General features: G+C 45.9%; 12 protein-coding genes. 3 read left to right on the top strand and 9 right to left on the bottom strand.

The features are described 5' to 3' along the window. Position 1: 1 nt before the first annotated feature. Positions 2–2,026, bottom strand: coding sequence for a penicillin-binding protein 1C (gene pbpC / locus QJS83_RS16770; RefSeq protein ID WP_284606591.1), 2,025 nt, complete (start codon positions 2,024–2,026; stop codon positions 2–4). After that, positions 2,023–7,482 carry an alpha-2-macroglobulin family protein gene (locus QJS83_RS16765; protein ID WP_284606590.1) on the bottom strand — a complete coding sequence of 1,820 codons (5,460 nt, stop codon included), beginning with the start codon at positions 7,480–7,482 and terminating at the stop codon, positions 2,023–2,025. The genes pbpC and QJS83_RS16765 overlap by 4 nt, the downstream gene beginning before the upstream one ends. A 152-nt stretch (positions 7,483–7,634) precedes the next feature. On the opposite strand from QJS83_RS16765, the gene QJS83_RS16760 reads away from it, so the two are divergent. Both QJS83_RS16760 and QJS83_RS16755 read left to right on the top strand, forming a co-directional pair. Continuing rightward, positions 7,635–7,757, top strand: coding sequence for a hypothetical protein (locus QJS83_RS16760; RefSeq protein WP_284606589.1), 123 nt, complete (start codon positions 7,635–7,637; stop codon positions 7,755–7,757). Positions 7,758–7,818: 61 nt separating this feature from the next. After that, positions 7,819–8,391 carry a superoxide dismutase family protein gene (locus QJS83_RS16755; RefSeq protein WP_284606587.1) on the top strand — a complete coding sequence of 191 codons (573 nt, stop codon included), beginning with the start codon at positions 7,819–7,821 and terminating at the stop codon, positions 8,389–8,391. A 19-nt stretch (positions 8,392–8,410) separates the two neighbouring features. Here the strand turns inward: QJS83_RS16755 and QJS83_RS16750 are convergent, their stop codons facing one another. From QJS83_RS16750 to QJS83_RS16740, 3 genes are read right to left on the bottom strand one after another with little or no spacing between them, the layout of a single operon-like run. Further along, the gene (locus QJS83_RS16750) at positions 8,411–9,391 is read right to left on the bottom strand and encodes a fumarylacetoacetate hydrolase family protein (RefSeq protein ID WP_284606585.1); all 981 of its coding nucleotides are present in this window, start codon (positions 9,389–9,391) and stop codon (positions 8,411–8,413) included. A 9-nt stretch (positions 9,392–9,400) separates the two neighbouring features. Next, positions 9,401–9,964, bottom strand: coding sequence for a porin family protein (locus QJS83_RS16745; RefSeq protein ID WP_284606584.1), 564 nt, complete (start codon positions 9,962–9,964; stop codon positions 9,401–9,403). A gap of 51 nt (positions 9,965–10,015) precedes the next feature. Next, positions 10,016–10,741: an LTA synthase family protein gene (locus QJS83_RS16740; protein WP_284606582.1), complete on the bottom strand. Its 726-nt coding sequence runs from the start codon at positions 10,739–10,741 to the stop codon at positions 10,016–10,018. A gap of 62 nt (positions 10,742–10,803) precedes the next feature. On the opposite strand from QJS83_RS16740, the gene maiA reads away from it, so the two are divergent. Continuing rightward, the gene (gene maiA / locus QJS83_RS16735) at positions 10,804–11,463 is read left to right on the top strand and encodes a maleylacetoacetate isomerase (RefSeq protein ID WP_284606580.1); all 660 of its coding nucleotides are present in this window, start codon (positions 10,804–10,806) and stop codon (positions 11,461–11,463) included. A gap of 86 nt (positions 11,464–11,549) precedes the next feature. Here maiA and QJS83_RS16730 read toward each other — a convergent pair whose 3' ends face one another. From QJS83_RS16730 to ctaD, 4 genes are read right to left on the bottom strand one after another with little or no spacing between them, the layout of a single operon-like run. Next, positions 11,550–12,428, bottom strand: a complete 879-nt coding sequence (locus tag QJS83_RS16730; RefSeq protein ID WP_284606578.1) for a protoheme IX farnesyltransferase — start codon at positions 12,426–12,428, stop codon at positions 11,550–11,552. Positions 12,429–12,432: 4 nt separating this feature from the next. Beyond that, a complete protein-coding gene (locus QJS83_RS16725; protein WP_284606577.1) occupies positions 12,433–12,771 on the bottom strand; it encodes a cytochrome C oxidase subunit IV family protein in 339 nt (112 codons plus the stop codon). A gap of 4 nt (positions 12,772–12,775) precedes the next feature. Next, positions 12,776–13,441 (bottom strand): cytochrome c oxidase subunit 3 family protein, encoded by a 666-nt coding sequence (locus QJS83_RS16720; RefSeq protein WP_284606575.1) that lies wholly within the window; start codon positions 13,439–13,441, stop codon positions 12,776–12,778. Continuing rightward, complete coding sequence (ctaD, locus tag QJS83_RS16715; RefSeq protein ID WP_284606573.1) at positions 13,428–15,035, bottom strand: cytochrome c oxidase subunit I; 1,608 nt, start codon at positions 15,033–15,035, stop codon at positions 13,428–13,430. Before ctaD ends, QJS83_RS16720 begins: the two co-directional genes overlap by 14 nt. Positions 15,036–15,038 lie beyond the last annotated feature (3 nt).

Genomic DNA, 15,038 nt, shown 5'->3' with positions numbered 1-15,038 from the left:
GTTATTTTACTAGCACCTGCACACGACCTTTGAGTTCTGAATTTTCGTAGAGCTCAAAGGTGTGTTTCCCGGTCGCCGGAGTCCACAGGTAGGATGACGAAGCCGAGATCAATTTTCCGCCATTTATTTTCCAAAAAGTTTTTCTTCCTGAAAGAGATTCCGCAATCAAAGGCATTTTTTGATTTACCGCCGGAATCGCAGGGTCGAGCGCCAAAATCATTCCATCTTGCGGATAAAGAATTCGCGCCTGTGGATACTTCTGTGGATTCTCTATTGGCGGTGATTCAGCTTGAGCCAGCGACGACTTGACTTCGCTAGGGTATTTTTCCTGAAGCCACATCATGACATTTCGCCATATAGGTGCTGCTCCCGAGATTCCCATAACATTCCACATCGGCTCACCAGAAAAATTTCCGACCCAAACACCCACAGTGAAACGATCATTGAATCCGATACACCAATTATCACGCATATCTTTACTCGTTCCGGTCTTTACCGCTGTTCCCGCCAGAGCCAATGAAGATTCCAAACCAAAGCCCAAAGCTCTGTTTTGATTCTCTGATAAAATCTTTCGTACTTCTTGCACCGCTGGCGAAGTGAACACCGCCCGTCCCAGCTCCACTTTTGCCGGTTTTTTCTCAAACGAAATTTCAGAATAGAAACCGTTATTCGCGAGTGTCCGATAAGCATTCGTTAAATCTTCTAATGTCACATCGGCGACACCCAAAGCCAAAGCGGGCCCATAGTGTTCCGGCTCCTGAAGCTTGCGGAAATGGAGATTGGATAATTTCGTCCAAAAAGAATCATCATTAAGAAGTTTAAAAACTTTCACGGCGGGAACATTTAAAGAAGATCCCAACGCGGTTTTTACAGGCACCCATCCATAAAACTGCCGATCATGATTCAAGGGTTTGTAAACTCCTCTGTCAAAAACAATATCGACCGCTGAGTCTTCGATCCACGAGTTTGCATGCAAAATATTATTTTCAAAAGCTGTGGCGTACAAAAAGGGTTTCAGCGTGGATCCGGCCTGGCGAAGAGCCTGAATGCCATCGACATAGAACGCTTCTGGATTTTCTCCAGAACCGCCTACATAAGCCCACACTTCTCCCGTTTTATTTTCGACAACCAGAACGGCGGCATCTCGCACATTCTGTTCGGCGATCTTACGAATTTGTGCGCGCACCGTTTGCTGTATAAATAACTGCAAATCTTTATCGACGGTCGACGCAAGAAAGCCGCTGCTATGAGTTCGCGACAGCCTTTGCGCCAAATGCAGAGCCTCCTGATGAGTGGGCGTAAAACCTCGCAAAGAAAGAATCTCGACATCTTTGGCAAAAAGCGTACAAAGTTCCGGTTCTTGCCGACAGGCACGTTTAGACCACTCCGCACTTTTCGCATTGGGTGCGCGAATAAGAACGGCTAACAAGGTCGACTCAGTCTTCGTAAGTCCCGAAGGCATTTTATCAAACAGCGCCCACGAGATACTGCTGATGCCTTTAAACTCTCCACGAAAAGGAATTAAGTTGATATAGGCTTCAAGGATTTGCTTTTTGCTCCAGCTTCTTTCCAGAAGAAGTGCATGAGCTATCTGCCGAGCTTTGCCAAGATATCCTTCATAGACATTGCGATTCTTGGCGAGAAGTTTTGTCAGCTGCATGCTGATTGTACTGCCGCCACGCGGAGAGTTTTTAAACAATCGCTGATAAAGAGAAGCTCCTAACGCTCCGGCATCCACCCCACTATGTTCAAAAAAGCGAGCGTCTTCAGATTTAAGTACCGCCTTCTGCAGCGCCGGCGAAACGTCTTGTAAACCAACCCAAGCAAAAGAGCGTCCGTTTTGATTATGGCGCTGTTGATGGAGCAGTTTACCGTTGCGATCCAAAACATAAAGTTCGGAGCTTTTATACGTATTTCTAACTTGATCATACGACGGAGTTTCTGGCGGCGGCCAAAGAAGAACCGCTGCACTTGCACAGCACAAGCTAAAACCTAACAAGCCGTAGATCAGACGCTTCTTTCTCACTCTTCAACCTTCCAAACGCCTTCTGGTAAATCCGCATAAAGATCCGGACTGTACATCGCTTCCACATGAGTTTTTGGCATGCGATACGTTCCCGCTTGGTTAAAGCGAATCGTGTATTCAATCACTTCCGACGAAGCATCAAACCAAGAGTAATAGAAGCGAACCATTTCTTCTTTACGCTCAATCGCAGTCGCCCAAGAACTTTCCGTCACGCGAGCACCCACCGGAATGGGATCTTCGACGACAACCCAAGATTGAGGGGCTTTAGCCTGGACTCGCAAAGTCACTTTCGCGATGTCGCCGACACTCCAAACACCTTTTTTCTTTTGTGTTACGGGAGAAACCGTTTTTGTTACTGTAAAGCCCGCAAACACCGGTTGAGTCACGGGAATCGCGGCCTTCGCAGAAACTGTGATCCATGGTTTGCCAGAACCTTCTTGTTGCAAAACTAAATTGGCTTTTTCCTCCTTCCAAGGAAGCTCGAAACTTCCCGAAGGCCCTTTGCTCCAAGTGTAAGAACCTTTTTCATTATCCAGTTGAGCGCTGAATGTTCCTTGAACTTTCCCGCTGCTATAGGCTTCGTTGATTTTTCTCATTGCGAGGCGGCCCCAGGCATTGTCTGAAGTTAGCATCCAAGCGCCGTTCTTCTGACGGTCAAGGGCTCCTTGATAAAGACGAGGTACATCTGTTTTCCAACTTGGTGAGTTCATTGAAGCCAAGATCAAACGTAAAAGTGCGCCCTCTGAATCTCGCATCAACCATGGCATTGCCTCACGATCTTCTTCGCGAAGCTGCAACTTTTTCGCGGAGAAATAAAACCGATTGCGTAAAATCTTTTCGATATCCGCCAATTTCTTTTCGCGCTCGGGAATGCTTTTTTCCCACTGATGAATTTGATACCACTCAACAAGAGTGTAAAGCGGCCATTGATTTCCTTGAAACTCTACCGTCGAAAGCCAGTCCACGTTAAAACGGCGATACCGAGAAAGCGTTTCAAAAACTGTCACTTTTTTTAGAACCTCATCAGCTCGAGAGAACTCGACATCTTCTTTCAAACGCCCTTCGGCATAAGCGGTTAACGTGTCTAAAAGCCTGCTTTCATTCTCTTCACTGAATGCAAAACCTGCCTCATGCGCAATATTTAGAATATAGGCCGTGAGATTGAGATTTCCTTTTTGCGTATTGGCCGGGAAAAACTGCAAAAGCCCGTCGCTTCCGACATAGACATCGAGTTTTTCTTCGATCTTTTTCCACAACTTTTTATCATTCAAAGAAACGGCCCGTGAAACTTGCTGTTCTAAGCAAGTGTATGAATAGTTTTCCCAGAAATCCTTTAAACCGAGAAGGCTTCCACCTAAACCTTCTTGCACTTCGACGAGGATAGAACTTTGACCTCGTTCCGCGCCCGCTGGCTGCTGCAAAGAAAGTTTATTAAACTCCGGCCATGCTCCCCACTGACTTTGATAAATCGTTGCAGAACGCAAAGGCAGAACTGCTTGAGATTTTTTGATTTCATCAACCGCTTTCCCCTGCGCATTTTTCGCGGTCAGCACGTAGTCAAGGGTTTTCACGGATTCAGGAACTTTGATCTTCCAGAAAACCTCTTTTGTTTCTTGCGGTTTCAAAGTCATTTTTTGCGACGAAAACTTTTCCGTCAGAGGGTGAACTTGCAAAGAAACGTCCAAGCTCTGAGTCTGTTCAGAGGCATTCCGGATGGTAAATCCTGCTAAGAATTCATCGCCGGTTCTTGCAACTCCTGCAAGTCCCGGGAGGATCATAATATCTTGGGAACTTTGAATCGACGTCCATCCCGTGCCAAATTGGTCTTTACCTTGAATAGCTACAGCCACAATACGGAAGCTCGTCGTAGAGTCATTTAGTTTTATTTCGACTTTGGCTTCTCCTTGAGCGTTGAGTTTGACGGACGGGTTCCAATAAAGAAGCGTATCGAATAATTCACGGCGAAGAGCACCACCACCATCACCGCCGATAGGCACGGCTTTCAAACCGAAATGGCGTTTACCCACGACAAGAGTTTGCGCTGTCGCCATTTGCACAAGGTGGGCGCGCGGCTTCATCATTGCATCTAAAAGATTCCATGAACTATTATCTCGAAGCTCTAACAGTCCTTCGTCGACGGCGATTAAAGCCACATCACTTTGAGCCGCTGGCTTTCCTTGCGCATCTTGAACTTTAACAGTCACGGTCGCTTTTTCACGCGCTTTATACTTTTTCCTGTCGGTTTGAACAGACACTTTCAAAGTATTCTCTTTGCGGCCTACCTTGATATTTGTCATACCAAGTTTGAAGGCGGGCTTTCCTAAATCCACCAACGCCGTCGGTTTAGGATCATTCAGTCGACCGCGAATTGCGAATGCGGAAACCACAACATTCGGGGCATATTCTTTCTTGATAGGAACACGGATGATAGGGCGGTCTCCTTTAACGTCAACGATCTCTGTAGAAAGAACGCCTTCTCGTTCTACCGTCACAAGAACTTTGGCCTGTGGGAACGGCGTGCGTAGTTGAAACTCGGCAGTTTCACCGGGCTCATAAGATTTCTTGAAAGGTACTAAGTCGGCACGATCGTGATCGTCAGAGCCAAACCACTGCGTTTCACCCGTGCGCAAGATCCACTGAGTTACGTTCGCAGCACTCTCGCGACCGTCCTTATCTTTTGTTGTGACAACGGCAATAACGGAGCCCGACACTTTCGATTTTCCCGCACAGCTGAATAAACCTTTGTCATTGGTTTCCCCCTTACACAGCTCCCCGATCTTGCGATATTCTTGAAAGTCTTCGTAAGCGTAAAATCCACCAACAAGACGTTTTCTATGTGTGTAATAGCGACTTGTATAAAGATCGACTTGCACCTTTTGTTTAACCAAAGGTCTTTGCATTAAATCCAAAGCGACGACTTCGAATTCGACGAGATCCGCTGTCGCCCACCATGACTTGGATTTAATTCCCAGCACGACATTCGCTGGCCACAGAGAAAAAGATCGAACGGCATTTTGAATTTCGCCATTAGGATCTTTATACTCTACGTCCGTGCGCAAGCGCTGGGGTCCTGACCCATATTTTAATCCTTTGATTTCCACGACCGCTTGGCCTTGATTGCTTAATTTAATATTCTCAGCGCCGCTTTGAGGAATGTGTCGGGCGGTTTCATCTTCTCCCGATCTAAACAGCCCCTCTTTAACAACGCCATTCGCAAACGAAAAATCACGCAGATCCTCGTCCTGGGCTAAAAAGAAATCGGGTTCGACACTCCAACTCATTTTCATTGGAAGTTCAGAAGCTGGACCGCCTGCAAAGTAAACTCCCGAGATTTGAATTCCAACATTCTTCTCCTGAACAAACACGGGCTTCGTCGCATCCATTCTCACTTGAATTAACGGAACACGGAAACTTTCGACGGAAACCTCACCCACATTCAGAGAAAGCGCGGGATTCTTCTTCTCTATTGTCAGACTCCAACGGCCCAGTTTCGCACCGACAGGAATATGCCATTGCACAAGAGCAAACCCTTTTTTCTGATCCCATTTCAAAGGAAGTTTAAACGATTGCAGGCCTGAATCGTGATTCACAATCAGAGTTGTCGGCCACTCACTAGCTGAAGGCATCTCAAGCCCTCGAGCGGCGGTTTTACGAAGAACGATTTTTGCTGAAAGTGTTTCGCCCGGTCTTAGTAAGGTTCTATCGACAACCGCATGACCGATTAAAGGCGAGCCCTCATCATAGCCACCCAGCTGATAACGCCAAGATTCAATTCCACTGTCCCAGGATGTGTGGGTGAAACTAAAATCTCCGGCCTTTTCCGCGACAGCGTAAAATCCGTCATAATAAAAACTGTTTTCGTTGCGAGGCCATTTCGAAACCGGATTTTTAAATTGAATGTAAGCAAGACCCTTACTATCTGTCGTGGCCTGAGCAACAAAATCTCCGTTCAGGTCATAAATTTTGACGTTGGCGCCAGAGACGGCTTGCGAATTTTTAAGTTCTGTAACCCAAACCCAAGCTTCATTTCCGTTGTGTTTAATGTGAACCGCCATCTTCGTCACTAGAGCCGCGGTTCTTACATAAAATGGCGCCTTCTTATTCAAAAGACTTTGTCCCAGGAGGGAACTTTCCATCTCGACGGCGTAGAATCCCGTCTTCTTAAGAGGAATACCAACAACTTCCGTATCCGAAGCCTTTAAAGGTTTTTGCACCTGAATTTTCTCAAAAGGTGTATTCTTCCATAAAGCAAGACGCTCTTCACTTGTTGGATCTTTCTGAATCTGATTGAGAGCACTCACAATTTTTTTAAAGTCCGCAGCCGTCCATTGCCCTGTCCAGCCCGAAAATCTTGTCTGAAGACTTTTTTCCACTCTTCGCAACGTCACGGCCAAGGCGGCTTCCGGCCCCGCCTCAATGACTCCGAAAGTTCCTGTGAATTTTAGAAGGGACGGATCTTCACCTGTTTTCACCGTCAAAGGAAACTGCGCCTTATTCGCGAGAGATCGATTCTCTTCATCTTTCAAATCAGTCGGGATCACAAGCTTGTAGGAAGTATTCTTTGCAAAAGGACCTTTAAACTCAAGGTAGTTCGCTGTCTCTTGCGTGGCTTCTTCCGTGAGATTTGCAAATATCTTTTTCTTATCCGGACCTTCAAGATAGATTTTTTTCGCTTCACTGATTTTAACCGGGGCCGTGAAAGTCAAACGCATTCCTAAGATCGGCACACAAGGCTTACCCGGGGCCTCGCGATCACAGGAGAACTCCGCCTTAAAAGGTTCCTCAACTTTAAACTCGAAATTGACGTCTTCGGGAGACGAGCTTCCTGAAACAGACTGAATTTGTTTTGACCAAACAAGGCTTAAACGTCCGCCTGGAGGAAAAGCCCGAGTCGACTTCACGACAACGAAATCACCTTTGAAACTTTCCTTGTCGTATTTGTATTCAGATTCTGCAGCCGCTTTTATCTTCGCGGCTTCAGATCCATCAACAAGCTGGGCAGGTAGACGGTCTCCCAATCCCTCTACTACAAAATACGCGCCTTTCTCTATAGACTCTTTTTTAACCGGAGCATCCAGCATCAATACGAAATATTGTTGCGGATCAATAGCTTTATATGTCGGAGGAAATGTACTTAGAACGTGGGGACCGCCCGTATTAAACTGAAATTTTTGTCCCAGTGCTGACAGAGAACATGCATACCCGCCGCGCAAAGGTTCATTGAAGTCGTAAACCCAGTTGCGAGTATCTATCCATCTCCCTTGGCCATTTTTGAAACAATCACTTTTTACAGGAGAATCGAGTTTAATGTCGCCGAACTTCACCATCGGATGAGAAAATTCAACGCGAACCTGTTCGACAGAAGACACATATCCTTGTGGTGTAACGTTCGTAACTTGAATTTTTTCCTGAGCAAATGACACAGCGACAAGAGCGGACCAGAGGAAGCCAAACATCGAATACTCCTTGCATCTTTTAAGCTTCCTAGGCCCTTCGTTGAGCTGTCAATGCATAACGACCCAAAGCTTTTATCTATGGGTTCATTAGATAATATCTATTGGAGAGGCCTTTTACCTTTGTGGGATAATTAACAATGTAGGAGGTTCTTATGACAACTTTAGCTACGAGAGCCCTCCTGGCTTCAAAAATCAGATTGGGCCGTGTCGTCATTTATTTTTATCTGCTAACAATTATTTTAGTCGGTATTCTGACTTATCTTGCGAATCGGTAATGACATCATCTCTGAGAGGAGTAAGATATTTTTCATGTCGATACTCATCAAGGAGATATGCATGAAGAATAAAATCATCGCCGGTTTCGCCGTTCTTTCACTTTCAGCTTGTGCTCAATTTCAGCGTGGCACAGAGAACAAGACGGCAGGCGGTACATCAGAACCTACTGCAACAACAGCACAAGCGCCGACTCGCGCGCAAGCCGTGTTAAAATCTGCATCCGCTGCAAAAGTAAAAGGTATTATTCATTTTACTGAAGAAGACGGCCGAATGAAGGTCGAGACAATGGTTGAAGGCCTTAAACCAGGACCTCACGGCTTTCACATTCATGAAACAGGAGATTGCTCTGCGAGTGACTTTACCTCTGCAGGCGGGCACTTCAATCCCCATGCAAGCAACCATGGTTCTTTGACCTCAGACAAGCGCCACGTGGGCGATTTTGGCAATCTTATGGCCGACAACAAAGGCAAAGCTAACACAGCTCTCGTTGTTCAAGGAATGACGATGAAGCCCGGTGCTGACAGCATCATCGGTAAAGCTGTAATCATTCACAAAGATAAAGATGATTTAAAATCTCAGCCAGCGGGAAATGCCGGCGCTCGTATTGCTTGCGGAGTGATCCAAGCTCTCTAAAGAAGAAAAGGGGTGAAGGCTAAACAGCCTTCACCTTTTGAAAGATTCGACCAAAAATACTTTGCCCTTTTTGATCCAACATCTGCATCTCAACGGTGTCGCCTGATTTCATAAATGGCGTCTTGATCGAACCCGTTTCAATTTGCTCGATCATTCTTTTTTCTGCTAAACAGCTTGAACCATTTTCGTGGTTATCGTTTGAAACAGTTCCACTGCCGATCACAGAGCCTGCCGCTAGGTTGCGTGTTTTCGCTGCGTGCGCGATAAGCTGACCGAAGTGAAAGTGCATAGCTCCTGCATTTGCTTTTCCAAAGAACTGACCATTGTACTTCACGTGCAATGGCAAATGAACTCGGCCCTCTTTCCATGCGTCGCCGAACTCATCGGCTGTCACCGTGAAAGGTCCCAAGGCTGAAGCCGGCTTACTTTGGAAGAAACCAAAACCTTGCGCCAGCTCTTCAGGAATAAGCCCGCGCAAAGAAACGTCGTTAATCATCACAAAAAGTTTGATATGTTTCAAAGCTTGTTCAGGTGTCACACCCATCGGAACGAAATCGGTAACAACACCCACTTCACCTTCAAAGTCGGTCCCGTGAGCGAAATCTCTTTGCGGAATATCTTCCGTCGGAGCCAAGAACTGACCACACTCTCCTTGATACATCAAAGGAACAGTTTCCAGTGTCTCTGGAAGCGGAGCTTTACGCGCCATACGCACAAGTTTGATATGATAAATAAAAGCAGAGCCGTCGGCAAACAACCACGTGCGTGGCAATGCTGAATGGAAATTCTCTTCTTGAACAGGAAAAGCATTGGCTGCCTTTCCCTCGTTCAGATCGCTGTAAATCTTTTGCAGCGAAGCTTCTTTCTCTGACCATTTCTCAAGAGCTTCACGCAAGCTGGGAGCGATATGTGTTGCCTTCACCGCCGTTTTTAAATCGCGGCTGACAACACATAGTTCACCATCAAGAGATTGAGCAGATTTTAAAGAACCCAGTTTCACGAAAAATCCTTAGTCAAAAGTGATCATCAAGTTAGCGCCGACAGCACGGTAGTCTTTCAAACCTTCCGCAGCATCACCGCTTGCATTTTCATAATACAAAGACACACCCAAATTCGGAGCAAACTTAAATGCAGCACCGATAAGAAGCGGAGTCAGCGGAGATTTTACATCCCTCACAGAGCAGCCTGTGGCATCGCAAGATTTATCAAGATTCATACCCAAAGAAATTCCGGCAAACACACCTGCGTATTCTTCGAACTTGTACATCAATGCAACAGGGATATCGAGATAGTTCATTGTGATTTTATTTTCGTCACCAGTGGCATCCGTCTCAACCACAAGAGGTCTTTGTGTATAAAGCATGCCTGTTCTTACGTGCCATGGACCACTGATAGGAAAATGGGCCGTTGCACCGAATTGAAATCCCATTTGAGAAGAGGTAGAGAATCCAGCTCCGTCAACGTCTCCGGACTGAGAACGAATACCTACTTCGAGACCGTAATCAATATCTGCCAACGCGACTGAAGACATCATTCCCACAGAAGCGATAAGTGCTAGAGCTAGTTTTTTCATGAAATTCCTCCCGAGCCAAAAAAGGCCGTCAAAATAGTCCCACAAGTCGTTCTATTTATCAAAACACCACACAGCATTTAAGGCCATTTCGTTTATAGCCTTCGTATTCGACACTTCGCTGTGCTCCAAAGCCAAATGATGCGGCTCCACGGTTCCGCGAGCGGCCAAAATAATCACGATCAGAGGAAGCAGAACGCGCAGAGCAACTTCCAACTTCGACCCTTTTTGCGGCGAGTATTCATCCTTCCATTCTCCAAACTTCAGGCTCTTTGTTAGTGTATACCCGAGGCTGAAAAGAAGAACTGTGATGATGCTGAAGATCCATACCTGGTTTGGCTGCAAGAGTTTCGCCTGCTCCACCAGTGTATCCAAATTCCACCCAATATAGTCTTGAAAACGCATACGCACGCCGTAACGTGAGAAATGAAAGAAGTCGACAAAGTTCAAAACACAAATCAAGAACCACACAACAATGAAGTAGCCTTTGTAAAAAACAAAAAGAGTTTTTGGCCAACTCTCTGTGAACGCCTGAATCATTAAAACAAAGTAAAGCGGAATAAAAAGGAATCCGAAGATCAAAAGATCAAAGCGGAAACCCGCCAAAAATGAGTGCGCTATTTCAACAACATCCGCATCGGGTGTGGCATGAAAAACAGATAGAAAATACAGGTTAAGGCGGAAAAGGCTCATGAACACAATCATGGCCAAAGCTAAAATTCCGAGTTTTAAAAAAACTTTTGTGGAAAAACGCAGCGAAAAGATAAATCTATTCGGCATCGAAAAGTCCTTTGACTGACGAAAAAAACAAGAATGAAATCACTGTCAATAGGAGTCAGTATATGTCCTCAATAGTACTTTACAACTATTTTCGAAGTTCCACCTCTTACCGCGTACGCCTTGCAATGCATGTGAAAGGCCTGGCTTTCGAGTACAAGCCCATTAACTTATTAAAAAGCGAACAGCGCTCTCCTGAATATTTAAAGATCAATCCTCTGGGCGGTGTTCCCACATTGATTCACAATGGAAAAGCGATCCCAGAATCTTTTGCGATCATGGAGTATCTTGATGAGGTTGCTCCTGAACCCGCTCTTCTACCCAAAGATGCTTACCTGAAAGCGCGCATTCGCCAGGTCTGTGAAGTCATCAACTCCTTCATGCACCCCATGTGCAATCTAAAAACCCTGAAATACTTGGAAACAAAGCACGGCTACACTCAAGAACAAAAAGAAGAGTGGGCGCAACACTGGCTGCCCCAAGGACTTGAAACACTTGAAACGACTTTGCAGGAGTTTTCAGGCAAGTATTCTTTCGGCGACACGATCACGATGGCCGATCTGTTTTTGATTCCGCAAATGGTGACTTGCCAAAGATTCAAAGTCGACACATCGAAGTATCCAACCTTAACAAAGATCTTTGAGAACTGCCAAAAACTGGAAAGCTTCCAAAAAGCTCACCCATTCAAACAAATCGACACCCCGGAAGAATTCAAAGGTAAATAGCGCTCTCGCCAGAGCGCTTCCTCGCCTTTAGCAAGCTTTGGTTCATTTTCTACACCAAAATTTAAGATGGGCCTTATTCATTCGATCTAGTTCGAATGAATAAATAAGAAGTTCCATTTGTCGATAACTGGAATCACTAGGAAAACCAGCATCGAAACGTTGAGCCACATGAAGAAGGCAAACCAACGTTCAGTGCCGTTGGATTTGTAGTAACGATAGAACTCTTGAAGAAGTTTGAAACAGAATGGGAACGTGAGAAGCACGAACAACCAGCTCGCATGCACGAACATCGGCGCGGCTAATGCAACACCGACGTAAACGAAAGTGTACAGGCCGATTTGGAAGAGTGTGCGTTCCATGCCCAAAGCCACGGGCAAAGTCGGAATGCCTCCTTTGGCGTAGTCTTCTTTAAAACGAATCGCCAAAACCCAGAAATGCGGCATTTGCCACAAGAACATAATCAAAAATAAATACAAAGATTCCGAGTTGAAGATATCAGGATTCGCAACCGCATAACCAATCGTTACGGGCAGCGCCCCCGGAATCGCGCCGGGTACCGCCGCGAAAACCCAACGACGTTTCCAGTACATCGTGTACGCCACGTTGTAGAGGAAAATACAAACCAAACCAACCCAACCCGCCACAGGTTGCAAAGTGAAAAGAAGCTGCAAACCTACGACAATGAAACTCACAGCCAAAATTCCTGCGGCAGCCGGTTTAATTTTACCAGCAGCAATCGGACGCTTGGATGTACGAGGCATTTTTTGATCGAGCTTCCACTCTTGAACTTGATTCAAAGCCAAAGAGCCGGAGCTAAGAAAGTAAATACCGAGAAGAGTTTCAAGGAAGATCTTCCAGTCGAAAGCCTGTTCGATCTGGAAACCAGTGGCATAGCCGGCTAAGCCCGTGAGGACCGAAAACACGACTATGCCAAACTTAGTAAGATCCGCGTATGTTTTTAACACGATCTTATAAAGGGCTAACTTCAGTCACGCGAGTTGCAATATCCGCAACGCTGAAGATGAAAAGAACAAGAAGGAAGAAGAAACCTGTACCGAAAATAACACGGTTCATGTTTGTGTCGTCCTTCAAGTGCATGAAGTACAAAATAACGAACGCCGCTTTAATCGCAGCGATCAAGAAAGCAACCGGTCCAGCAAAAGCTCCCATTTGTACATGGAACTGATGCGCGATTACTGTCAAGAAAGTCAAACCGAACAAAGCACCCGCCACTTTAAGATAAGTGGACATAGGTGTGATGTGCGGATGAAGTGTATTCAAATCGTTTTGAGAATTATTGCTCGCCATTTTATTACCCCACCAAATAGAGAAGAGGGAACAAGAAGATCCAGATCAAGTCGACGATGTGCCAGAAGATACCAACACCCTCAACTGGCAACCAGTATTGAGCATGGAAATCGCCACGGATCGTTCTGATCAACAACCAAGTGATCAAGCCCATACCCACCAAAACGTGGATACCGTGAAGACCCGTCATCGCGTAATAGAAACCGAAGTACATACCAAGGTTCGCGTGCTCAGCACCTACCTTCGCAACATCCAAGAAACGACCTGGATAAAGACCCAAGTGGAATTTGTGGCTGTATTCGAAGTACTTGATCACCATAAAGATCGCGCCGCAAAGAACCGTTGTCGCCAACGCCATGGCCGCTTTCTTCGTTTCATTTCTTTGCACGAAAGAGATCGAAATCGCCATTGTGAAAGAAGAGAAGATCAACACCAGCGTATTGATGAAACCCATTCTCCAATCAAGAGACTTCGCGCCTTCTTCAAACATCTCAGGATAAAGATGATGGAAGATCGCGTAGCCCACCAAGATCGCTCCGAACATGAGGATCTCAGTGACCATGAACAACCAAATACCTTGCTTACCGCTATCATACTCTTGTGTCGCATTCTTAAAGTGATGAGACACGTGAGCAGAACGAATTGCGCCGTGTGAATTATCTGTACTCATAAGGCCCCGCAGTTACGATTGGTTCTACGTTGAAGTTGTCATGTGGAGGAGGAGACGGAGTCTGCCACTCCAAAGTTTTTGAATTCCAAGGATTCATTGGCGCTTTTTCGCCTTTTCTTAAACCTTGAACAATCGCCCAAAGGCCCAACAAGAAACCAGTGAGGATCAACCAAGAGCCTACAGTGGAGATCTTGTTCAATTGCTCATAAGCCGGAATGTAATCGAAATAACGACGTGGCATGCCCATCGCACCCAAGATGAATTGAGGGAAGAATGTCACGTTGAAGCCGATGAAGATGAATACGAAAGACAAGCGAGCTACGTTTTCGTTGAACATCTTTCCGAACATTTTTGGGAACCAGTAGTAGAAACCACCCATCAACGCCATCAAAGTACCACCCACCATCACGTAGTGGAAGTGCGCCACCACGAAGTAAGTATCGTGGAAGTGAACGTCGATTGGAAGAGTCGCAAGCATGATTCCTGTCACACCACCGATAGCGAACAAGAACAAGAAGCCCAAAGCGAAAAGCATTGGAGAATCAAAAGAGATAGAACCTTTGTACATAGTTGCTACCCAGTTGAACATCTTGATCGCCGTTGGAACACCGACAAGCATCGTGATGAACGAGAACAAGATACCTGCTGTTTCAGACTGACCAGATACGAACATGTGGTGACCCCAAACGAAGAAGGACACCGCCGCGATACCCAAAGAAGAGTATGCAATCGCCGTATAACCGAAGATCACTTTGCGAGAGAACGTTGTGATCAATTCAGACACAACACCCATCGCTGGGATGATCATGATGTAAACCGCTGGATGCGAGTAGAACCAGAAGAAGTGTTGGAACAATACCGGGTCACCGCCAAGAGCCGGATCGAAGATACCAACCCCGAACAATTTCTCAGCCGCAAGAAGCAACAAAGTGATACCAAGAACTGGTGTCGCCAACAATTGCAAGATCGCTGTTGAGTAAAGTGCCCATACAAACAAAGGCATTCTGTGCATTGTCATGCCAGGAGCTCTCAATTTGTGAACAGTCACGATGAAGTTCAAACCTGTCAATACAGAGGACATACCCATAATGAACGCACCCAAAACCATCATCACTGTCGCAGTGCCGGTTTTGATTGAGTAAGGAGTATAGAACGTCCAACCTGTGTCGATTTTCTTAAAGAAGAAAGTCAAAATCGCGAGAGCCGCACCTGCCATAAAGCAGTACCAGCTTGCCAAGTTGATCTTCGGGAAAGCCACGTCTTTCGCCCCGATATGAAGAGGCAAGAAGAAGTTACCCAAGATCGCCGGAATACCAGGAACGATAACCATGAAAACCATGATCGCGCCGTGATAAGTAAGAACTTGGTTGTAAACGTCTCCGTTTTTAAGAACTCCGCCAACGTTCGCCGCCGCATTTGGCGCAAAAAGCTCCAAACGTAGCAAGAGGGCCATGATACCCCCAACGAGGAAGAAGAACATAACCGTGATCATGTACATAAGACCGATACGTTTGTGGTCTACAGTCGTTAACCAAGACCAGAGGCCTTTTTCGTGATTAATGTAGTTGTCGCCGTGAGCGTGTGTTGCTGCCATAGC

It is taken from the genome of Bdellovibrio sp. 22V (genome assembly GCF_030169785.1).
Taxonomy (GTDB): domain Bacteria; phylum Bdellovibrionota; class Bdellovibrionia; order Bdellovibrionales; family Bdellovibrionaceae; genus Bdellovibrio.
Note: the sequence above shows the minus strand (reverse complement) of the source record. Positions and strands in the feature narration are given on the sequence as shown.

Coding starts and splice junctions, on each gene's coding strand:
- QJS83_RS16765 (WP_284606590.1), bottom strand. CDS start 7,482: ATGTTTGGCTTCCTCTGGTCCGCTCTTGTCGCTGTGTCATTTGCTCAG.
- QJS83_RS16760 (WP_284606589.1), top strand. CDS start 7,635: ATGACAACTTTAGCTACGAGAGCCCTCCTGGCTTCAAAAATCAGATTG.
- QJS83_RS16755 (WP_284606587.1), top strand. CDS start 7,819: ATGAAGAATAAAATCATCGCCGGTTTCGCCGTTCTTTCACTTTCAGCT.
- QJS83_RS16745 (WP_284606584.1), bottom strand. CDS start 9,964: ATGAAAAAACTAGCTCTAGCACTTATCGCTTCTGTGGGAATGATGTCT.
- QJS83_RS16740 (WP_284606582.1), bottom strand. CDS start 10,741: ATGCCGAATAGATTTATCTTTTCGCTGCGTTTTTCCACAAAAGTTTTT.
- maiA (WP_284606580.1), top strand. CDS start 10,804: ATGTCCTCAATAGTACTTTACAACTATTTTCGAAGTTCCACCTCTTAC.
- QJS83_RS16725 (WP_284606577.1), bottom strand. CDS start 12,771: ATGGCGAGCAATAATTCTCAAAACGATTTGAATACACTTCATCCGCAC.
- QJS83_RS16720 (WP_284606575.1), bottom strand. CDS start 13,441: ATGAGTACAGATAATTCACACGGCGCAATTCGTTCTGCTCACGTGTCT.
- ctaD (WP_284606573.1), bottom strand. CDS start 15,035: ATGGCAGCAACACACGCTCACGGCGACAACTACATTAATCACGAAAAA.